The organism is Pseudomonas sp. (assembly GCF_049300855.1).
GTDB lineage: Bacteria > Pseudomonadota > Gammaproteobacteria > Pseudomonadales > Pseudomonadaceae > Aquipseudomonas.
Genome location: NZ_JBAQKH010000016.1, coordinates 110,591 through 132,556, shown reverse-complemented (window position 1 = coordinate 132,556; position 21,966 = coordinate 110,591). Strand labels below are relative to the sequence as shown.

The window sequence follows — 21,966 nt, the reverse complement described above, 5'->3', positions numbered from 1 at the left end:
GTCGATAATTCCGACTAGGTGCAACTAATTCTCGCGAAACTGGTTGCACCTTATTTGATTTGTTGCATAGCATTCGCGCCCTAGGTGCAACCGGGAATAACCCGGTGTACCGGCTGATGGCTTTCCTGGGGAAACATCAGTCCTAAATGCGCGGGATCCCGGATCGTCTGCCAAACGTCGTCGTTTGCGTGCGGTTCACCACCGCCGCTACATAAAAACAAAGCCAGGGCGTAACTCAATGAGCGTAAGCAATCCAACCCTGATCACGTTCGTGATCTACATCGCAGCAATGGTGCTGATCGGCTTGATGGCCTATCGCTCCACCAACAACCTTTCTGACTATATTCTCGGTGGTCGCAGCCTCGGCAGCGTCGTCACCGCGCTGTCTGCCGGTGCGTCCGACATGAGCGGCTGGTTGTTGATGGGCCTGCCGGGCGCCATCTACATGTCCGGTCTGTCCGAAAGCTGGATCGCCATCGGTCTGATCATCGGTGCCTACCTGAACTGGCTGTTCGTTGCCGGCCGTCTGCGCGTGCAGACCGAGCACAACGGCGACGCCCTGACCCTGCCGGACTACTTCGCCAGCCGTTTTGAAGACAAAAGCGGCCTGCTGCGGATTATCTCGGCGATCGTGATTCTGGTGTTCTTCACCATCTACTGCGCTTCCGGCATCGTGGCCGGTGCCCGTCTGTTCGAAAGCACCTTCGGCATGTCTTACGAGACCGCGCTGTGGGCCGGTGCTGCGGCGACAATTGCCTACACCTTTATCGGTGGTTTCCTGGCCGTGAGCTGGACCGACACCGTACAAGCCACCCTGATGATTTTCGCGCTGATCCTTACGCCGATCATCGTGCTGCTGGCCACCGGCGGCGTCGACACCACGTTCCTGGCCATCGAAGCGCAAGATCCAAGCAACTTCGACATGCTTAAAGGCACTACCTTCATCGGCATCATCTCGCTGATGGGCTGGGGGCTGGGCTACTTCGGTCAGCCGCACATCCTCGCGCGTTTCATGGCCGCAGATTCGGTGAAATCGATCGCCAAGGCGCGTCGCATCTCCATGACCTGGATGATCCTGTGCCTGGGCGGCACCGTGGCTGTGGGCTTCTTTGGTATCGCTTACTTCTCGGCGCACCCGGAATTGGCGGGTCCCGTGACCGAGAACCACGAGCGTGTGTTCATCGAGCTGGCCAAAATCCTCTTCAACCCATGGATTGCCGGTGTGTTGCTGTCGGCCATTCTGGCTGCTGTGATGAGCACCCTGAGCTGCCAGTTGCTGGTGTGCTCGAGCGCCCTGACCGAAGACTTCTACAAAACCTTCCTGCGTAAATCCGCTTCGCAAGTCGAGCTGGTATGGGTCGGCCGCGCCATGGTGCTGCTGGTTGCCCTGATCGCGATCGCGATGGCTGCCAACCCGGAAAACCGCGTACTGGGCCTGGTGTCCTACGCCTGGGCCGGTTTCGGTGCTGCGTTCGGTCCGGTTGTGCTGATCTCGGTAGTCTGGAAAGGCATGACTCGCAACGGCGCACTCGCCGGTATCCTCGTCGGCGCGATCACCGTTGTGGCCTGGAAACACTGGGAAGTGATGGGTCTGTACGAAATCATCCCGGGCTTCATCTTCGCCAGCATCGCCATCTACATCGTCAGCATGCTCGGCAATCCGACTGCCGGCATGGTGCAGCGCTTCGAAGCGGCGGAAAAAGATTTCCACCTGAACAAGTAATGCACTGAGCTTCGGCTCACAAAGAAACGGCCCGTTTCCTACAGGAGACGGGCCGTTTTTTATTGCCTGTGATTTCTTGCGGACACTGGAGAGACCTGTGGGAGCTGGCTTGCCAGCGATGAGGTCGACACATCCAACACATTGGGTGACTGACGCACCGCCATCGCTGGCAAGCCAGCTCCCACAGGGGTTGGTGGTGACGTTGGGGGATTTGTCTGTAGTCGAAGGCGCCGGTTTTTGCAGGGGCTTTCAGCAATGAAAGTAGGGCAAATCTGATTTTCCCGTCACCCACTCATCACCCCTTGCCCCTCATGCAGAATCGCCCGCCCTCATTCCCGCAGAGAGACATCGGATGTTCGCGCCTGCCAATCAACCGCGTTTCACGTTGACCCTCGAAGGCGCCCAGCATGAACTCAAGGTCCTTGAGTTCACGGGCAAGGAAGCCATCAGCCAACCGTATCGTTTCGAGCTGGAACTGGTCAGTGAGCGACCGGATCTGGACCTCGAAAGTCTGCTGCACTGTCAGGCGTTTCTGAGTTTTGATGCCAAGGGTTCCGGCGTTCACGGTCAGATTTATCAGGTCGGGCAGGGTGATTCCGGGAAACGTCTGACGCGCTACAACGTCAGTCTGGTCCCGCGTCTGACGTACCTCGGGCATCGAATCAACCAGCGGATTTTTCAGCATCTGAGCGTGCCGCAGATCGTTGCGCAGATCCTCAAGGATCACGCGATCCTGCGCGATGCCTTCGATTTTCGCCTCGGCAGCGAATACCCGCTGCGAGAGTACTGCGTGCAGTACGCCGAGAGTGATCTGGCGTTCATTCAACGGTTGTGTGCCGAGGTCGGCATTCATTACCACTTTCAGCACAGCCCGGATGGCCATGTGTTGGTGTTCGGTGATGATCAGACGGTGTTTCCGCGCCTGGCCGAATCGACGTTGTATCTGCCCGGTAGCGGCATGGCGGGCGGAGCGCCGGCGATCCAGCGCTTTAATGTTCGCCTGGCAACCCGCACCAGCGTGGTCACCCGCCGCGACTACAACTTTGAAAAACCGCGTTTGCAACTGCAAGGCCGTATCGATGCCGAGCAGCATCCGGTGCTGGAGGATTACCACTTTCCCGGCCAATTCAACGATCGTGAAACCGGCAAGCACCTGGCCCAGCGGGCACTTGAGCGACATGTCGCCGATTACCGTCAGGCCGAAGGCATCAGCGACGAATCCGCACTGGTTTGCGGACATTTCCTGCAACTGACCGAGCATCCGCGCCAGGACTGGAATGACCTGTGGCTGGTCACGGGCATCGAACACCATGGCCGACAGCCGCAGGTGCTGGAGGAATCGGTGACCAGCGATGGTGAAGCTTTCCAGGGTTACCGTAATACTTTTCTCGCCACGCCGTGGGACGTGTTCTTCCGCCCTGCGCTGGGGCCAGAAAAGCCACGGGTGCCGGGCTATCAACCCGCTGTGGTCACCGGGCCGCAAGACAGCGAAATCCATTGTGATGAGTACGGCCGGGTCAAAGTGCAACTGGCCTGGGACCGCGATGGCGAGTTGAACGAACATGCCAGTTGCTGGCTGCGAGTCGCCAGTGGTTGGGCTCACGATCGTTACGGCAGTGTGCTGATTCCCCGAGTCGGTATGGAGGTGCTGGTCGGCTTTATCGATGCCGATGCCGACAAGCCGTTGGTGGTGGGGTGTTTGCCCAACGCTGCGACCCCGGTGCCGCTTGATCTGCCGGCGGACAAGACCCGCAGCATTTTCCGCAGCCAGAGCAGTCCCGGCGGTGGCGGCTATAACGAGCTGCGCATCGAGGACAAAAAGGGCGCCGAGGAGATCTACCTGCGCGCCCAGCGCAACTGGACGCAGCACGTATTGAACGACCAACAGGTGCAGGTCGACAACCAGCGCAGCATTGTCGTCAACGGTATCGCGAAGCACGAGTTGAAGGCGGACGAACAGCGCATCACGCACGGTCAGCGCCAGGCCGAAGTGAAGCAGGACGATCACCTGACCGTCATCGGCAGCCGGCATATCCAGGTTGCCAGTCAGGCGACCAGCGCCAGCCAGCACATCCACGTCAGCGCCGGCCAGCAAGTGGTGATCGACGGTGGCGCCAGCGCGACGATTCAGGCGGGCGGGCAGTGGATCAACATTGGTCCCGGCGGGATTTTCAGCAGCGTGCCCATTCAGGTCGGTGGCGCGCCGATGGCGGCGATGAGCGCTGCGCCAAGTGTCCCGGGATTGCCGGAGCAACTCCAGGCCGCGCCGGCGGCCATGCTCACCGCTGCACAAATCATGAGCTTTAAAGGTGATGCGCCATTCTGCGAAGAGTGTGAGCGTTGCAAGGATGGTGTCTGTGCAGCCTGAGTTTCTACAACCAGCAGATTGGCTGGCGCGCGAGCCGCTGCAACCCTCGGAGCAACTGTTCGCGATTTTCAGTCATGCCAGTGATGTCGAGCCGTTCAAGGCCTGGCCGGTGGCGCCGACGCCGATTTGGGCGGACACAATCTACGCCGAGTGGGATGCGGTGATGCCCTTCGTGGGAATTGTCGCTGTCGACAGTGAGTTTCTGCATTGGGTGGCGACCACTGAGTCCCGCGATTGGGGTTGGCTGGCGGTGTCTTCGGCGGGCCTCGAGGTGCTGGTCGAGCATCTGCGCAGTTTGACGCAGGTGTTGATGCCGGACGGTAAAGCGGTGTTTTTCCGCTTTTGGGATGGGCGGTTTTTGCTACCCATTTTGCAATCCGGGCAGGTGGAAACGGCGCAATTGTTCCCAGTGATCGGACGCGGCTTGATCAATGGTCAGGCGGTTACGGTCGGGGGCAGGGCGCTGGTGTCGGGGCGGGTGTTTCCTTGGTGGCACGTTCCTGAAGCGCTGGCGCTAGGAGGTGAAGAAACGCGGCTCGGCAATGTCGTGCAGTGGCTGAGCGAGGAGCATCCGGCGTTGTTCGAAGCGTTTCCCGAGCCGGTGTTGCGCTGCAAGGTCAGGCAGTTTTTTCAGGTTTCAATGTCGGAAGAATCGTCGTTATCGGCGTTGTTGGCGTATTTGCTGGCAGAGTCAGGGTGAGTTTTCGGGGCGAAGGTCTCGGACGATTCCTTCGAGTTGCGGCGGATTGCATGAACTGGTGGGCGATGGGTTGCAGGGATAGTCTTTTCGTTGTCGCTGCGAGAGTGGTGACAGGGTGTAGGAACCCTCGCTTTCATGGCGTTACAGTTCGTTGGCTTTTTGCGGCACTTGATTCAAGTTCGTAAAATCGTTCGCGGCGGCTGTGCGCGGGACACGCTTCGGCGTGACCGAGGTCCATGATTGCTCGGTTCCTACTCTTGCGCACAGCTGCCACCCAAACCTGTAGGACGGTGCGTTGGCGGCTCACGTTTATCAATCATGGAGATAATGAAATGACGACTTTGCATCCCGATCCACCCTACGTAAAACACATCCCCCATCCCGACAACCGCTACATGGCATTGACCAGCAACTGCAACGACATGCCCACCCTGTTCGTCGACACCCACGCCCCCTCCGACGTCCTGATGGACGCCGCCAACTTCCGCATCCGTGCGGTGGTTCAAGTGCTGGAAAACCTGTGCATGCGTGGCTCGATCGAGTGCGACTCGATCATCCTCAGCGACTTCGCCCAGCTCTGCGCCATCCCCTTGCGCGACGGCTGTGATTTGCTCGACGTCATCGGTCGACGCTTGGGCGCCACGCCTTCCTGATACCGCAAGATCAAAAGATCGCAGCCTTCGGCAGCTCCTACACGAGATTGGTGCTCACCCTGTTGGAGCTGCCGAAGGCTGCGATCTTTTGACTTTGATGGATGGAATGTACGCATCCTGCGTTTTGATAAAGCGGCTGAAGGCCTCGGAGTTGTAGACCTTCAGGCATGCAAGGAACACTACTTTTTCGTTCGAGTATTTGCTGTTTGAAGGTATCTGCTCGTAAGCCGCCAACACGTAGTTTCGGGTTTCTTTGTAGGGATCGTGCAGCACCTGCAGCGTGTCTTCATTTTGCAGAATGGTATGCATGCCTTTGCCCGTGAACGAATAGGCATTGGCGGACAGTGCAATGTCTTTTTCCAGCAAGGAGTGTTCGTTGAATGGCTTTAGGATGCAGTGGCTCAGGCCGTAGTTCTTTAGTGTCTGGCGTGCCTGTTCAATGTGGGTTTCGTCGGCAAGGGCGAGGTATGGGCTAAGCAGGCTGAATAAGCAAATGATCAGATATCGCATGAGTTTTTGACTTCCTGTCGCTTATGTTTTGCCAGTGTAATGCCATAAAAGCAAAGCCCCTCACCCTAACCCTCTCCCAGAGGGAGAGGGGACTGACCGAGTTGTCTGGGTGATGTACGCCGACCTGCGACTTCAGTGGTGAACTTGGCTTGGACAAGCCTGGATGGTGGTGTTTTTTCGGGGGGGACTGACCGAGTTGTCTGGGCGATGTGCGCCGACTTCTGCGCTGATCTTCGCTTGGCCAAGCCTGAGATCACGCGGATCTTTCAGGTCGATGTCACTCGCAAGATCACCACCGTTAGTCCCCTCTCCCTCCGGGAGAGGGCTAGGGTGAGGGAAAGGCTTTTGCCCGCTCAGCCGCCAACCCCTGACTTGCCGCCCGGTAAAAGGTAAACTTTGCGCCCTTCGCAGGAGCAGCCATGAATTATCGTCACGCCTTCCATGCCGGCAATCACGCCGATGTGTTCAAACACCTGACCTTGACCCGCCTCATCGCCCTGATGTCGCGCAAGGAGCAGCCGTTTGCCTATCTCGACACGCACGCCGGCATCGGTCTGTATGACTTGCAGGGCGATCAGGCTAACCGTACCGGCGAATACCTGGAAGGCATCGCGCGGTTGTGGGAGCAGCCGGATCTGCCGGCGCTGACCGCCGACTACATGAAGGTGCTGCACGAGATGAATCCGGACGGCCAGTTGCGCTATTACCCGGGGTCGCCGGAGCTGGCGCGGCGCCTGACCCGTGCGCAGGATCGGGTGATGCTCAACGAGAAACACCCGGAAGACGGCGTGTTGCTCAAGGACAACATGGCCGGCGATCGTCGGGTCAAGGTGCATCTGGGCGAGGGCTGGCATGTTGCACGGGCAATGCTGCCGGTGCAGGAGAAGCGCGCGGTGATGTTGATCGACCCGCCGTTCGAACAGCTCGACGAGATGCAGCGTTGCGCGGCGTCGTTGAAAGAGGCGATTGGCCGGATGCGCCAGACCGTGGCGGCGATCTGGTATCCGGTGAAGGACCAGCGCGCGTTGCGCCGTTTCTATCAGGATCTGGCCGGCACCGGTGCGCCGAAGTTGCTGCGCGTGGAGTTGCTGGTGCATCCGCTGGATACGCCGAACAGCCTGAACGGTTCGGGCATGGCGATTGCCAATCCGCCGTGGGGGCTGGAGGAAGAGTTGCGTGAGCTGCTGCCGTGGTTGTCGAAAAAGCTTGGGCAGACCCAGGGTGGCTGGCAGATGGATTGGCTGATTGCCGAGAGCTGATCACTGACTGATCGTTCCCACGCAGAGCGTGGGAACGATCGGCGGCGGGATTAGTTACCCGCCAGGCTCGCTGGCATGCACACGCCGGTGCCGCCGATCCCGCAGTACCCTTCAGGATTTTTCGCCAGATACTGCTGGTGATACGCCTCGGCGAAGTACACGGTCGGCGCCTGTTCGATCTCGGTGCTGATCTCACCCAGACCTGCCTTCGACAGCTCGGCCTGATAGGTCGCCTTGCTTTTCAGCGCCGCGTCCAGATGCTCAGGCGAGGTCGCGTAGATCACCGAGCGGTACTGCGTGCCGATGTCGTTGCCCTGACGCATGCCCTGCGTCGGGTTGTGCAGTTCCCAGAACATCGCCAGCAGCTCTTCGTAGCTGACTTTATCTTTGTCGTACACCACCAGCACCACTTCGGCGTGGCCGGTCAGGCCCGAGCAGACTTCTTCGTAGGTCGGGTTCGGCGTGAAACCGCCGGCGTAACCGACGACCGTGCTGACCACGCCTTCACGCTGCCAGAAGCGGCGCTCGGCGCCCCAGAAGCAGCCCAGCCCGAAGATCGCAAAATCGACGTCCTGGAAAAACGGGCCGAGCAGCGGAGTTTCTTCGAAGACGAAGTGCTTTTCAGGTAGGGTCATCGCGGTTTCGCGGCCGGGCAGAGCTTGTTCTTTTGTCGGGAGCACGTTTTTGTTCACCAGAATTTCCGAGCGCAGAACCATGATCGTTCCTCTCAGTCAGGATGGGATGTAAAAAGTCAGACCGCCAGTGTGCCCAATGATGCCCGGTTAATCACTACCCAAAGTGTGCGGGTACTCGACTGCTCTTTGTAGGCCTTCGCGAGCAGGCGAGGGCCTACAAGGGATTTGCGGTGTTTACAGGCAGAGCGGGCCGCGTGGGTAGCGTTTCAGCGCCTGGATCAGCTCGCCGCCCGGGATCGGCCGGTCGAATAGGTAGCCCTGGCCGACGTCGCAGCGGTGGCGACGCAGGAACGCCAGTTGCGCGGCAGTCTCGATGCCTTCGGCCACGACCTTGAGTTTCAGGTTGTGCGCCATGGCGATCACCGCCGAGGTGATTTCCATGTCGTCCTGGTTGTCGGGGATTTCATGGATGAAGCTGCGATCGATCTTGATGATGTCGATCGGGAATTTCTTCAAATAGCTCAGCGACGAATAACCGGTGCCGAAGTCGTCCATGGCCAGCGTCAGCCCGAGGCGCTTGAGCTGGTCGAGCTGCAAATGCGTGTCTTCGGTGGCTTCCAGCAGCAGGCCTTCGGTCAGTTCCAGTTCAAGCAGATTGGCCGGCAGCGCTTCTTCCTTGAGGATGTTGGCGATGGAGGCGACCAGGTCCGGGTCAGAGAACTGTTTCGGCGACAGGTTGATCGCTACTTGCAGATTACCCATGCCGGCCGCGGTCAGCGCTTTGCTCATGCGGCAGGCCTGGCGGGCGATCCATTTGCCGATCGGAATGATCAGGCCGGTTTCTTCGGCGACGCTGATGAATTGATCCGGGCGGATCATCCCGCGTTCCGGATGATTCCAGCGCAGAAGCGCTTCCATGCCCAGCAGACGACCGCTGCGCAGACACAGCTTGGGCTGATAGAACACGTCCAGCTCGTTCTGAGTCAGGGCGCGGCGCAGGTTGTTTTCGACGAACAGTTTGTAACTGGCCTCGGCATTCAGCGCCTCGGTGAAGACTTGCACCTGATGTTTGCCGTTGGCCTTGGCCTTGTGCAGCGCGAGCCCGGCGTTACGCATCAGCGTTTGTGGGTCGCGACCGTGCAGCGGCGCGCACGCCAGGCCGACCGAGCCGGTAACGCTGATTAGCTGGTTGTCGACGAACATCGGCTTATCCAGCGTCGCCAACAACTGGTTGGCGATCTGCTGACCGGTCGCAAGATCCGTGTCATCGAGCAACACGGCAAATTCGTTACTGGCGAAACGCGCGAGACTGCCGCTCGGGCTCAGGCTGTTGCGCAGACGACGAGCAAGGCTGATCAGCAGTTTGTCGCCGGTCTGGTGGCCGAGGCTGTCGTTGATCCGCTTGAAGTTGTCGATGTCGACCAGCAGCAGGCTGATCGGCGTGTCGCTATCGCGGGCGAAGCGTTCGTCGAGATTGCGAATGAAGGCCGGTCGGTTGCCGAGGTTGGTCAGGTTGTCGGTGTAGGCCAGGCGCTCGATGCGCTGCTGCGCCAGTTTGGTCTGAGTGATGTCTTCGTAGATGCCGATGTAGTGCGTCAGCTCGCGGTTATCACCGTAAACCTTGGAGATCGACAACTGGCCCCAGTAGGGTTCGAGGTTCTTGCGCCGGCTCTTGAATTCGCCCTGCCAACTGTTGCTCTTGGCCAGCGCGGAAGGCGCGTCGAACAACAATTCGCTGAGGTTCTCCAGTGCCGGCAGCTCGGACAAGCGCTGGCCGTGGACTTCTTCGGTGGTGTACTGGGTGATGGCGGTGAAGCTCGGGTTGACGTACTCGACCACGCCGTCGCAATTGACCAGCAAAAACGCGTTGGCGCTTTGCTCGACCGCACGCTGAAACAGGTGCAGGGCGCTGGTGGCGGTGCGGCGGTTGTGGTTGTTGATGACTTGCGCGAACTGGTCGGCGAGCTCGCCGGCAAAGGCGATTTCGTCCGACTGCCAGGCGCGGGTGACGCCGGTCTGCTCCAGGCACAACACGCCTACCACCTGGCCATCGACACGAATACTGGCGTCGAGCATGGCGTTGACGTCGCGCGGGCGCAGGGCTTCGGCCATCTCGCGGGTGCGCGGGTCGCGCATCGCGTTGTGTGCATCGATGGCGCGGCTACTGTGCAACGCCTCCATGTAATCAGGGAAACTGCTGACGTCGATCACGTCCGGCAGGATGTACTCCTGCGTCGCCCGGTGATACGCGGAGATCGGCACCAGTTGCTGGCCTTCGAGGTTCCACAGGCTGGCGCAGTCGATCTCATAGATATCGCAGGCACAGCGGGTGATCAGTTCGGCGGCTTCCTGCAGCGAGTTGTGCGTGCTGTAGCGCTGGCGCGCGAGCAACAGAATCAAATCCTGTTGGGCGCGCACGCGTTCCAGATGCTGCAGTTGCTCCTGCTGCGCGCGTTGATTGAGTTCAAGGGCGATTTGCAGGCGCGAATTCTGTGTTTCGAGATCGACCGACGGCAGCGCTGGCGCCTCGTCGAACACGTCATCGACCGCCAGCAGGTAGCCGCGCAGCAGATGACGATTGTGTTGTTTATAGGCCTCGCCCAATTCGAGGATGCTCAGCGCCCCGGCAGCGGTGTGCAGGGTGTAGCGCACCAGATAATGCGGGCTGGCACCGAGTTGTTGCTGGATCGCGTCGTGCAGTTGATAACGCGCTTCCGGCTCCATCAGGCTGGCGTAGGGCGAACCGACCAGTGCGCACAGTTCAACGGCGGGTTGACCGAACTGGCGTTCGCAATTCGGATCGAGGAACAGCATCGCCCAGCTGGCCTCATTCAAGCGCTCGAAACGCAGCATGCCGAGCCGCGAGGGCACAGGCAACTGCGTCACTACCTCGACCGCCATACGGCTGGCGGCATCGGGTTGGCTCTTCATGAAGGGAACTCGCTTGGAAATATGCTGAACGCGCCGGGCTCTCGCCCTCTTTACTGTTGCCTGCGGCAAGGTTGCATCATTGCTGCACCGACTGACAAGAGAGATGAAGGCCAAGTGCTATAAGAATATGTCGGCTGCGCTGCACATTTCTCCAGCTTGCACTTGAAAGTAATGCCGTTGAATGCAAGGAACGCCGTTCCAGAGCGGTTTTTGCTGCGCAACGGCGCACTGTTGAAGGACGATTCAGCGTAACGGGATGACGATCGATTGCAGGCGTTTGCCATCGCGGTCGTGGTAATTGACCAAAATCCGTTCAGCCTCGACCACCATATGAGCGAAATTGTCTTCACTCACTACTGTGCTGGTCAACTCATGTCGATAATCGCCCGCCGCCGTGCGCACCAGCGGCTGATCAAGCATGAATGTCGATGCCTTGGCATACGGCAACAGTTTGCTGTTGCACAGCGGCGAGGAGACGACGGTGTGGACTTCGAAGTCCGAGTCTTCGCTGTGACTCAGGCGCGCGGTCAGCGAGCCATGCACGTCCCCCGAAATAAACACAACGTTCTTGATCTGACGGGTGCGCAGGGTTTCCAGCAGGCGCAGGCGCTGCTCGGGAAAGGCTTTCCAGGCGTCATCGCCGTGGAGCTTGCGATCCGGATAGAACATCACGCTGGTCACCACGAACTTGACGCGCGCCGTGCTGTGGATCAGCCATTTGAGCAAGGCCTGTTCCTGCGCTTCGTCGAGGATGCGTCGATCATCGGCTGACAAGTTGCGCCGGGTGCGGCTGTCGGTGACAAACCATTCAATATCGCCGTCGCTGAATTGATACCAGTAGTGCTCCAGTGTCGAACGATCTACTTCACCGTTAGTTGTCAGCGGATGTGCCGGACTATGACTGGCCTGATACAAATCATAGGCGGCCATGGCGTTACGGTATAAATCACCGTCAGACTTGCCAGCGTTGGCGGGCCAGTTATCTTCAATTTCGTGATCGTCGAGAATCATGTAAGTCGAAGTGCCGGACATCAAGCGTTGAATATTCGGTTGGGAAAATGCAGCGCGGTATTTACTGAGAATGTCTTTGTATTCGCGATCGGGTGCGATCAGGTTCAAATCGTCGACGTAGATTTGGTCGCCGGTCATCATTACTGCGCTGATTGGCGGTTGTATGCCTTCGATCACCTGGTTGATGGAGGCAAAGATCCGGTCGCCCAGTTGTGGCAGGGAGGCGATGCCGGCGGTCAGGCGCAGATAGCGGCAGGAGCCGAGGATATAGGCGCGCGGTTGCATGGCTTTGCTGGAGCGGGTGCGCAGGCGGAAGATTTCCCTCGGCCATTGCAGCGGCAACTCGGCGACGCTGTCAGGGGTGTGCACCGGATTCATCGGGCTGAACCAGCCGGTCTGATATTCATATTCGGTGTCGGCACTCAAGTTGTTGAGGGCGAACACGTGCGTCATATCATTCAACTCACTGAGGCGCGCGAAGAGACTGTGTGTCCATAGTTGCGTGTCAGCAACGCGATAACGTATTCCGGCAAATACGGGGGTATCGGTTTGCAGGTTGCCGCGAATAAAGATGCGCGCGTGATTAGTTGTAACGTGGCCGGTAATCGGGCCGATAGTGGGTTTTAACATGTCGAATCCATTCGAATGAGTTTTAAAAAATGTGAAGGCGGGTAAAGTTTGTTTAGTTGGTTTGGCTGCGCCTAGGTTAGTTGTCTATTGAATGGAAAAGATCGTCGCCATGTCGACCAGGGTTGTGGCCGATATCGACGCAGCGTGTGGGAAAAAGGCTAGAGAGGTGTTGCTTCAGGCAAAAAAAAGCCCCGCCAAACTGACGGGGTTGAGGTACGAGCGTGTGGCGCTCGAAAGGGTGCAGCAATCGGCCCTCCGTCGCCGGAGGGCCGATCGAGTTACAGCAGGATCGTGCGAATGTCCGCCAGCAGGCTGCCCAGACGCTGGGTGAAGCGTGCGGCAGCGGCGCCGTTGATCACACGGTGATCGTAGGACAACGACAGCGGCAGCATCAGTTTCGGCTGGAAGGCTTTGCCGTCCCAGACTGGCTGGATGGTTGCCTTGGAAACACCGAGGATCGCCACTTCCGGCGCGTTGACGATCGGCGTGAAGCCGGTGCCGCCAATGTGGCCGAGGCTGGAAATGGTGAAGCAGGCGCCTTGCATGTCGTCAGCGGTGAGCTTCTTGTCGCGGGCTTTGGCGGCCAGCGCAGCGGCTTCGGCTGCCAGTTGCAGCAGGCTCTTCTGGTCGACGTTCTTGATGACCGGTACCAGCAGGCCATCCGGGGTGTCGACGGCGAAGCCGATGTTGATGTACTTCTTGCGGATGATCGCTTTGCCGCTTGGCGCCAGCGAACTGTTGAAGTCCGGCAGCTCCTTGAGCATGTGCGCGCACGACTTGAGCAGCAGCGGCAGGATGGTCAGCTTGACGCCGGCCTTCTCTGCAACGGCTTTCTGCGCCACGCGGAAGGCTTCCAGCTCGGTGATATCAGCCGAATCGAACTGAGTCACGTGCGGGATGTTCAGCCAGCTGCGGTGCAGGCTCGACGCGCCGATCTGCATCAGGCGAGTCATCGGCACTTCTTCAATTTCGCCGAAACGGCTGAAGTCGACGACCGGAATCGGCGGGATGCCCGCGCCACCGGTTGCGCCAGCAGCAGCGGCCGGTGCTTCCTTGGCCTTCTGCATCATCGCTTTGACGTAAACCTGCACGTCTTCTTTCAGGATACGACCGTGCGGGCCGCTGGCGCCGACAGCGTTCAGCTCGACGCCGAACTCACGGGCCAGTTGACGCACGGCTGGGCCGGCGTGAACTTTGGCGCCCGGCTTGGCCGGTGCGGCGGCTGGTGCGGCGGCTGGTGCAGGCGCAGCGGCAGCCGGAGCAGCAGCGGCAGGAGCACTTGGTGCAGCAGCGGCGGCAGCTGGAGCCGGGGCAGCAGCAGGCGCGGCGCCTTTGACTTTCAGCTTGAGGATCAGGTCGCCGGTACCGACTTCGTCATCCAGCTTGATGGAAACACTTTCCACCACGCCAGCGGCAGGCGATGGGATTTCCATGCTTGCCTTGTCGGATTCCAGGGTGATCAGCGACTGGTCGGCTTCAACGCTGTCGCCAGCCTTGACCAACACTTCGATGATCTTGGCTTTGCCCGCCGAACCGATGTCCGGAACGTGGATGTCCTGAACGCTGTCAGCCACTGGAGCAGCCGGGGCTGCTGCAGGAGCAGGCGCAGCGGCAGCGGCCGGTGCAGCAGCCTGAGCCGGAGCGGCAGCAGCAGGGGCCGCAGCACCCGCCACTTCCAGATCCAGAATCAGGTCGCCAGTGCCGACTTCGTCGTTGAGCTTGACGCTGATGGCCTTGACCACGCCAGCGGCAGGCGACGGGATTTCCATGCTCGCCTTGTCGGATTCCAGGGTGATCAAAGATTGATCAGCTTCGACTTTATCGCCGACCTTGACCTGGATCTCGATGATCTGTGCCTTGCCCGAAGAACCGATGTCCGGCACGTGCACTTGCTGCACCGAAGCGGCAGCAGGGGCAGCAGCTGGTGCGGCGGCGGCAGGAGCGGCAGCCGGTTTGGCTTCAGCTTTTGCAGCCGGGGCAGCGGCAGGAGCAGGGGCCGCTTCAGCGGCGCCCTCGACTTCCAGCTCGAGCAGTTCGTCGCCTTCTTTCAGACGGTCGCCCAGCTTTACTTTCAGGCTCTTGATGACGCCGGCTTTCGGGGCTGGCACTTCCATGCTGGCCTTGTCCGATTCCAGGGTCAGGATGCTCTGGTCGGCTTCGATACGGTCGCCGACCTTCACAAACAGTTCAATTACTTCACCTTCACCGCTGCCGATGTCAGGTACGCGAATGAGTTCGCTCACAAAATGTCTCCTCAGCAGTCCAGTGGGTTGCGTTTTTCCGGGTCGATGCCGAACTTGACGATGGCCTCAGCCACCACCTTAGGTTCGATATCACCGCGGTCAGCCAGTGCTTCCAGGGCTGCCAACACCACGAAATGACGGTCAACTTCGAAGAAATGACGCAGTTTCTTGCGGCTGTCGCTGCGGCCAAAACCGTCGGTGCCGAGGACTTTGAATTCCTTGGACGGTACCCACTGACGGATCTGCTCGGCGAACAGCTTCATGTAGTCGGTAGAGGCGATGACCGGACCCTTACGGCCGTTCAGGCACTCTTCGACGTAGCTCAGCTTAGGCTTCTGGCCCGGCTTCAGACGGTTGCTGCGCTCGACAGCGAGGCCGTCGCGACGCAGTTCGTTGAAGCTGGTAACGCTCCACACGTCAGCGCCGACGTTGAACTCTTCACGCAGAATCTTCGCCGCTTCACGGACTTCACGCAGGATGGTGCCGGAGCCCATCAGCTGGACGTGGTGCGCGGCATCGCGGGTGTCTTCTTCGAGCAGGTACATGCCTTTCTTGATGCCTTCTTCGGCACCGGCCGGCATGGCTGGCTGCTGGTACGACTCGTTCATCACGGTGATGTAGTAGAAGATGTCCTGTTGCTCTTCGGTCATCTTCTTCATGCCGTCCTGAATGATCACCGCCAGCTCGTAGCCGTAGGTTGGATCGTAGGTGCGGCAGTTCGGGATGGTTGCAGCCAACAGGTGGCTGTGACCGTCTTCGTGTTGCAGACCTTCACCGTTCAGGGTGGTACGGCCGGCGGTGCCGCCGATCAGGAAGCCACGGGTGCGGCTGTCGCCAGCGGCCCAGGCCAGGTCACCAATACGCTGGAAGCCGAACATCGAGTAGAAGATGTAGAACGGCAGCATCGGCTGGTTGTGGCTGGAGTACGAAGTACCGGCAGCGATGAACGAGCTCATGGCGCCTGCTTCGTTGATGCCTTCTTCAAGGATCTGCCCTTTCTGGTCTTCCTTGTAGAACATCACTTGGTCTTTATCGACTGGCTCGTAGAGCTGGCCAACGGACGAGTAGATGCCGAGCTGACGGAACATGCCTTCCATACCGAAGGTACGGGCTTCGTCCGGGATGATCGGAACGATGCGCGGGCCGATTTCCTTGTCCTTGACCAGTTGCGCGAGGATTCGCACGAAAGCCATGGTGGTGGAAATTTCACGGTCGCCGGAACCGTCAAGGATCGCCTTGAGGGTGTCCAGGTCCGGGGTTGGCACGCTGAAGCTTTGTGCGCGGCGCTGAGGGACGAAACCGCCCAGTGCAGTACGACGCTCGCTGAGGTAGCGGGCTTCGGCGCTGTTTGGCTCTGGTTTGAAGAACGGCAGGTTCTCCAGCTCTTCGTCCTTGACCGGGATGTCGAAACGATCGCGGAACAACTTCAGGCTGTCGACGTCGACTTTCTTGGTGTTGTGCGCAGTGTTCTTCGCTTCGCCGGCACCGGTGCCATAACCCTTGATGGTCTTGGCCAGGATAACGGTAGGTTGTTCTTTGTGGTTGACCGCTTCGTGGTAAGCCGCATAGACCTTGTACGGGTCGTGGCCGCCACGGTTGAGTTTCCAGATCTCGTCGTCGGACAGATCAGCAACCATCGCCTTGAGTTCTGGCGTGTTGAAGAAATGCTCACGGACGAACGCGCCGTCTTTGGCTTTGTAGTTCTGGTACTCGCCGTCGATGACTTCGTCCATGCGACGTTGCAGGATGCCGTCGACGTCTTTGGCCAGCAGTGGGTCCCAGAAACGGCCCCAGATGACTTTGGTCACGTTCCACTGAGCACCACGGAACACGCCTTCGAGTTCCTGGATGATCTTGCCGTTGCCGCGAACCGGGCCGTCGAGGCGCTGCAGGTTGCAGTTGATGACGAAGATCAGGTTGTCCAGCTTCTCGCGGCCGGCCAGGGAGATTGCGCCCAGGGATTCCGGCTCGTCGCACTCGCCGTCGCCCAGGAAGCACCAGACTTTCTGTTTGCCCGGCTGGATGAAACCGCGGTGCTCCAGGTACTTCATGAAGCGTGCCTGGTAGATCGCCTGGATCGGGCCCAGACCCATCGATACGGTCGGGAACTGCCAGAAGTCAGGCATCAGCCAAGGGTGCGGGTAGGACGACAGGCCCTGACCGTCGACTTCCTGGCGGAAGTTGTTCATCTGGTCTTCGGTGATGCGGCCTTCCATGAACGCACGGGCGTAAACGCCTGGCGAGGTGTGGCCCTGGAAGTAGATCAGGTCGCCGCCGTGTTCGTCGGTCGGGGCCTGGAAGAAGTAGTTGAAGCCGATGTCATACAGGGTCGCACTGGAAGCGAAGCTGGAGATGTGACCACCCAGGTCAGAATCTTTCAGGTTCGTACGCATTACCATGGCCATCGCGTTCCAGCGTACCAGCGAGCGAATGCGGCGTTCCATGAACAGGTCGCCAGGCATGCGTGCTTCGTGGGTTACCGGGATGGTGTTGCGGTAAGGCGTGGTGATGGCGTAAGGGAGCTGCGAGCCGCTGCGGGTCGCGAGTTCGCCCATACGGGTCATCAGATAGTGAGCACGGTCTTCGCCTTCTTTGTCGAGAACCGATTCCAGGGCGTCCAGCCATTCCTGGGTTTCGACGGGATCGAGGTCTTGCATGGCTTGCTCCAGGGCGGAAAGGCTTCCAGAATCGGTTGCCTGAGTTTGCGACTGGCCTTGTGGGCAGACGATTTAAAATTCTTGGATTGCCGACAGGTTGTTCCGGCGGCGTGTAGTTTTACTACAAATCTTTGAGCATTTCAGCCTTTCGGATGTATAGACGAGTAGTAAAACTACAGATGAAAGGCTTGTGGCCTCCGACTGCGTTGTGAGAATAATCGTTAAGGTTGGTCGATTACCATCCGTAAAAGGTGAAACTTTGATGTTGGATGCTAAAGAAGAAGAAATTTCAGCTATTTCTAACTTTTGTTCGACAGTCCTTCGCGTAGCGGGTTTTCACCATTCACTACAAGCGGCCATTTACACGCCGATCAAGGATAGACCATGACCCTGCCCGTGCTTGCCGAACTGCCTGCCATTCTCCTGCCGTTGGTCACTCGATCCGAGCAGTCGTTCCGTGCGGCCGTCGCCGAACTCGAAGACGATCACGGCTTCTCTGGCTGGACGGCAGAACGCTGGGCGCAGTTCGCCCGCGTCACCGCCGCCAGCGAGTTTGTCATTGAACAGAGCGTTCGTGACCCTTTGATGTTGCTTGCGCTGGTGCAGTCCGGCCAACTCGACCGGGGCTTCGCGCCGGGCGAACTCTGTGCGCAGATTGCCGCCGCCGTGAATGCCGCGCAAACCGAAGACGAACTCGGTCGCGCCTTGCGCCGTCAGCGCGCACGCCATCAGGTGCGGATCATCTGGCGCGACCTGACCCGTCAGGCCGACCTGGTGCAAACCTGCCGTGACCTCTCGGACATGGCCGACGCCACCATCGATCAGGCTTACCAATGGCTGTACAGCCGCCATTGCACACAATTCGGTACACCGACCGGTCGGCGCAGCGGTGAGCCTCAACAAATGGTCATCCTCGGCATGGGCAAGCTCGGCGCCGTCGAGTTGAACCTGTCTTCGGACATCGACCTGATCTTCGCCTACCCCGAGGGCGGGGAAACCGTCGGCGTGAAACGTGCGCTGGATAATCAGGAGTTTTTCATCCGTCTCGGCCAGCGCCTGATCAAGGCACTCGATCCGATGACCGTCGACGGCTTCGTCTTCCGTGTCGACATGCGTCTGCGTCCGTACGGTTCTTCCGGCGCGCTGGTGCTGAGCTTCAATGCGCTGGAGCAGTATTACCAGGATCAGGGCCGCGACTGGGAACGCTACGCGATGATCAAGGCGCGGGTGGTGGCCGGCGATCAGGTTGCCGGCGCGCAATTGCTCGATATGCTGCGGCCGTTTGTTTACCGGCGTTACCTGGACTTCTCTGCAATCGAAGCGCTGCGCACCATGAAGCAGTTGATTCAGCAGGAAGTGCGGCGCAAAGGCATGGCCGACAACATCAAGCTGGGCTCCGGCGGGATTCGTGAGGTCGAGTTCATCGCGCAGGCCTTCCAGTTGATCCATGGCGGGCGCGACTTGAGCTTGCAGCAGCGTCCGTTATTAAAAGTCTTGAGCACGCTGGAAGGGCAGGGTTACTTGCCGCCGGCAGTGATCAGCGAGTTGCGTGAGGGCTACGAATTTCTGCGTTACACCGAGCACGCGATTCAGGCGATCGCCGACCGCCAGACCCAGATGTTGCCGGATGGCGCGCAGGATCAGGCGCGCATCGCCTTTATGCTCGGCTTCGCTGACTGGGACGCCTTCCACGAAAAACTGATGTTCTGGCGCGGCCGCGTGGCCTGGCATTTCGCGCAGGTGATCGCCGATCCTGATGAGGAAGAGGGCGCCGATTGTGAAGTCGTGGTGGGTGGTGAATGGCTGCCGTTGTGGGAAGAAGCCCAGGACGACGAAGCCGCCTGCCGACAGTTGGAAGAGGGCGGCTTCCGTGATGCGAGCAAGGCCCTGAAAGCGCTGGCCGGTTTGCGCGGCAGCCCGCAATTGCGCGCGATGCAGCGTTTGGGTCGCGAGCGTCTCGATGCGTTTATCCCGCGCCTGCTCGCCCAGGCGGTGGAGCACGACAACCCGGATCTGGTGCTTGAGCGCGTGTTGCCGCTGGTTGAAGCGGTCGCCCGGCGTTCGGCTTATTTAGTGTTGCTGACGGAAAACCCTGGTGCGCTGCGCCGCCTGCTGACGCTGTGCGCGGCGAGTCCGTGGATTGCCGAGCAGATCACGCGCTTCCCGCTGCTGCTCGACGAGTTGCTCAACGAGGGTCGCCTGTTCAAACCGCCATTGGCGCCGGAACTGGCGGCTGAATTGCGCGAGCGGCTGACGCGCATTCCCGAAGACGATCTCGAACAACAGATGGAAGCCCTGCGCCATTTCAAACTGGCGCACCGCTTGCGCGTCGCCGCTTCGGAAATCGCCGGTAGCCTGCCGTTGATGAAGGTCAGCGATTACCTGACCTGGCTGGCCGAAGCGATTCTCGAGCAAGTGCTGGCGCTGGCCTGGCGCCAGACTGTGGCCAAATACGGCACGCCGCTGCGCACCGACGGCACCTTGTGCGATCCGGGCTTCATCATTGTCGGTTACGGCAAAGTCGGCGGCCTGGAACTGGGGCATGGTTCGGACCTCGATCTGGTGTTCATCCACGACGGTGATCCGCAGGCGGAAACCGACGGGGCAAAGCCGATCGATGGCGCGCAGTTCTTTACCCGGCTGGGGCAGCGGATCATTCACTTGCTGACGGCGCAGACCAATTCTGGCCAGTTGTATGAAGTGGACATGCGCCTGCGGCCATCCGGTGCCTCGGGGCTGCTGGTCAGCTCACTGGGTGCGTTTGCCCGCTATCAAGAAAATGAAGCATGGACGTGGGAGCATCAGGCGTTGGTGCGTGCGCGGGTCTTGGTCGGCAGTCAGGATGTCGGGCAGGCGTTCGAGAAGGTGCGCGCGCAGGTATTGGGTAAACCCCGGGACCTGGCCAAACTGCAACAGGAAGTGAGCGAGATGCGCGCGAAGATGCGCGACAACCTCGGCAGCAAGAGCACCGCGGCCGGTACCGCGGCGAATGCCTTCGACGCCACGGCGCCGTTCGACCTCAAGCAGGACGCCGGAGGTATCGTCGATATTGAATTTATGGTGCAATACGCGGCTCTGGCGTGGTCGCAAAGCCACCCGCCATTGCTGCGCTGGACCGATAACATCCGCATTCTGGAAGAGCTGGAGCACGAAGGGCTGATGCCTGCCGAAGACGCCAGCCTGTTGCGCGAGGCCTATAAAGCCTACCGCTCCGCCGCCCACCGGCAGGCCTTGCAGAAGGACGCCGGGGTGATTGCGGGTGACCAGTTTGCCGATGAACGCCGGCAGGTTTTGCGGATCTGGAAAGAGTTGGGGCTAAGCTGAAACACCTTCAAATGTGGGAGCCAGCACCGTTAGTGGTGAGTCCGATGGCCTCATCGCGGGCAAGCCCGCTCCCACAGTGATCTGCGGTGAAATGCAGATGTTGGAGCGGATGCAAAACCCTGTGGGAGCTGGCTTGCCAGCGATAGCGGAGTATCAGACGACAATAATGTTGGATGTGAAGACCCTATTCGCGAGCAAACCCGCTCCCACAGTAGATCTACAGTGTTTGTAGAATTCTCGAGGCGGGGAGGCGTAAATGCCTCCCCGGTTCGTTTTTGGAAACCACATGAATATTCTGATCGTTGGGCCCAGTTGGGTCGGTGACATGGTGATGGCGCAGACACTGTTTCAGTGTCTCAAGCAGCGCCACCCGCAATGCGAAATCGACGTGCTGGCCCCCGAGTGGAGCCGGCCGATCCTTGAGCGCATGCCCGAAGTGCGCAAGGCCTTGAGCTTCCCGCTCGGTCACGGCGCGCTGGAATTGGCGACCCGTCGGCGCATCGGCAAATCCCTGCGCGGCCAGTACGACCAGGCGATCCTGCTGCCCAACTCGCTGAAATCGGCGCTGGTGCCGTTCTTTGCCGGCATCCCGAAACGCACCGGCTGGCGCGGCGAATTCCGCTACGGCTTGCTCAACGATGTGCGCACCCTCGACAAGCAACGCTATCCGCTGATGATCGAGCGCTTCATGGCATTGGCCTATGAAGCGAACGCCGAACTGCCGAAACCGTATCCGCGGCCGAGCCTGCAAATCGACCCGGTCACCCGCGAAGCGGCGTTGGCCAAGTTCGGCCTGAGCCTCGATCGCCCGGTGTTGGCCCTGTGCCCTGGTGCCGAGTTCGGCGAATCCAAGCGTTGGCCGTCCGAGCATTACGCCAAAGTCGCCGAAGCGCGTATTCGCGAAGGCTGGCAGGTGTGGCTGTTCGGCTCGAAAAACGATCACGCGGTCGGTGAAGACATTCGTGCACGGCTGATTCCGGGCCTGCGTGAAGAATCAGTGAACCTCAGCGGCGGCACCTCGCTGGCCGAGGCTATCGACTTGATGTCCTGCGCCGACTCGGTGGTTTCCAACGATTCCGGCCTGATGCACGTCGCCGCCGCCCTGAATCGTCCACTGGTCGCGGTTTACGGCTCGACCTCGCCGGGCTTCACCCCGCCATTGGCCGAACACGTTGAAATCGTCCGCCTCGGCCTCGATTGCAGCCCGTGCTTCGACCGTACCTGCCGTTTCGGCCATTACAACTGCCTGCGCCAGCTGATGCCGGACGCGGTCAACGATGCCTTGCAGAAATTGCAGGGCTCTGTGGTCGAGGTTCATTAAG

13 protein-coding genes are annotated in these 21,966 nt (G+C 59.8%); 7 read left to right on the top strand and 6 right to left on the bottom strand.

Features of this window, described 5'->3' with window-relative positions:
• Positions 1–238 precede the first annotated feature (238 nt).
• From putP to WA225_RS05685, 4 genes are all read left to right on the top strand, one after another.
• On the top strand, positions 239–1,723 hold the full coding sequence (putP, locus tag WA225_RS05700) for a sodium/proline symporter PutP (protein WP_422607191.1): 1,485 nt from the start codon (positions 239–241) through the stop codon (positions 1,721–1,723).
• A gap of 352 nt (positions 1,724–2,075) precedes the next feature.
• Entirely contained in the window at positions 2,076–4,091 is a 2,016-nt protein-coding gene (locus WA225_RS05695; protein WP_422607190.1) for a type VI secretion system tip protein VgrG, read from the top strand.
• Entirely contained in the window at positions 4,081–4,791 is a 711-nt protein-coding gene (locus tag WA225_RS05690) for a DUF4123 domain-containing protein (protein WP_422607189.1), read from the top strand. The genes WA225_RS05695 and WA225_RS05690 overlap by 11 nt, the downstream gene beginning before the upstream one ends.
• Before the next feature lie 332 nt (positions 4,792–5,123).
• Entirely contained in the window at positions 5,124–5,444 is a 321-nt protein-coding gene (locus WA225_RS05685) for a hypothetical protein (protein WP_422607188.1), read from the top strand.
• A 54-nt stretch (positions 5,445–5,498) separates the two neighbouring features.
• On the opposite strand, the gene WA225_RS05680 is transcribed toward WA225_RS05685, so the two are convergent.
• A complete protein-coding gene (locus WA225_RS05680) occupies positions 5,499–5,954 on the bottom strand; it encodes a hypothetical protein (RefSeq protein ID WP_422607187.1) in 456 nt (151 codons plus the stop codon).
• A 419-nt stretch (positions 5,955–6,373) separates the two neighbouring features.
• Here WA225_RS05680 and WA225_RS05675 point away from each other — a divergent pair, with 419 nt between their 5' ends.
• Complete coding sequence (locus WA225_RS05675) at positions 6,374–7,213, top strand: 23S rRNA (adenine(2030)-N(6))-methyltransferase RlmJ (RefSeq protein ID WP_422607186.1); 840 nt, start codon at positions 6,374–6,376, stop codon at positions 7,211–7,213.
• A gap of 50 nt (positions 7,214–7,263) precedes the next feature.
• Here the strand turns inward: WA225_RS05675 and msrA are convergent, their stop codons facing one another.
• The 5 genes from msrA to aceE all read right to left on the bottom strand — a co-directional run bounded on the left by msrA (position 7,264) and on the right by aceE (position 17,320).
• Entirely contained in the window at positions 7,264–7,929 is a 666-nt protein-coding gene (gene msrA / locus WA225_RS05670; RefSeq protein ID WP_422607185.1) for a peptide-methionine (S)-S-oxide reductase MsrA, read from the bottom strand.
• A 153-nt stretch (positions 7,930–8,082) separates the two neighbouring features.
• Positions 8,083–10,779, bottom strand: a complete 2,697-nt coding sequence (locus tag WA225_RS05665; protein ID WP_422607184.1) for a putative bifunctional diguanylate cyclase/phosphodiesterase — start codon at positions 10,777–10,779, stop codon at positions 8,083–8,085.
• Positions 10,780–11,022: 243 nt separating this feature from the next.
• Positions 11,023–12,420, bottom strand: coding sequence for an alkaline phosphatase D family protein (locus WA225_RS05660; protein ID WP_422607183.1), 1,398 nt, complete (start codon positions 12,418–12,420; stop codon positions 11,023–11,025).
• A 278-nt stretch (positions 12,421–12,698) separates the two neighbouring features.
• Entirely contained in the window at positions 12,699–14,663 is a 1,965-nt protein-coding gene (aceF, locus tag WA225_RS05655; protein ID WP_422607182.1) for a dihydrolipoyllysine-residue acetyltransferase, read from the bottom strand.
• An 11-nt stretch (positions 14,664–14,674) separates the two neighbouring features.
• Positions 14,675–17,320 (bottom strand): pyruvate dehydrogenase (acetyl-transferring), homodimeric type, encoded by a 2,646-nt coding sequence (aceE, locus tag WA225_RS05650; RefSeq protein ID WP_007915682.1) that lies wholly within the window; start codon positions 17,318–17,320, stop codon positions 14,675–14,677.
• Positions 17,321–17,704: 384 nt separating this feature from the next.
• Between aceE and glnE the strand changes: the two genes are divergently transcribed.
• Both glnE and waaF read left to right on the top strand, forming a co-directional pair.
• Entirely contained in the window at positions 17,705–20,644 is a 2,940-nt protein-coding gene (gene glnE, locus WA225_RS05645) for a bifunctional [glutamate--ammonia ligase]-adenylyl-L-tyrosine phosphorylase/[glutamate--ammonia-ligase] adenylyltransferase (RefSeq protein WP_422607181.1), read from the top strand.
• Positions 20,645–20,930: 286 nt separating this feature from the next.
• Complete coding sequence (gene waaF / locus WA225_RS05640; protein ID WP_422607180.1) at positions 20,931–21,965, top strand: lipopolysaccharide heptosyltransferase II; 1,035 nt, start codon at positions 20,931–20,933, stop codon at positions 21,963–21,965.
• The last annotated feature ends 1 nt before the right edge of the window (position 21,966 follow it).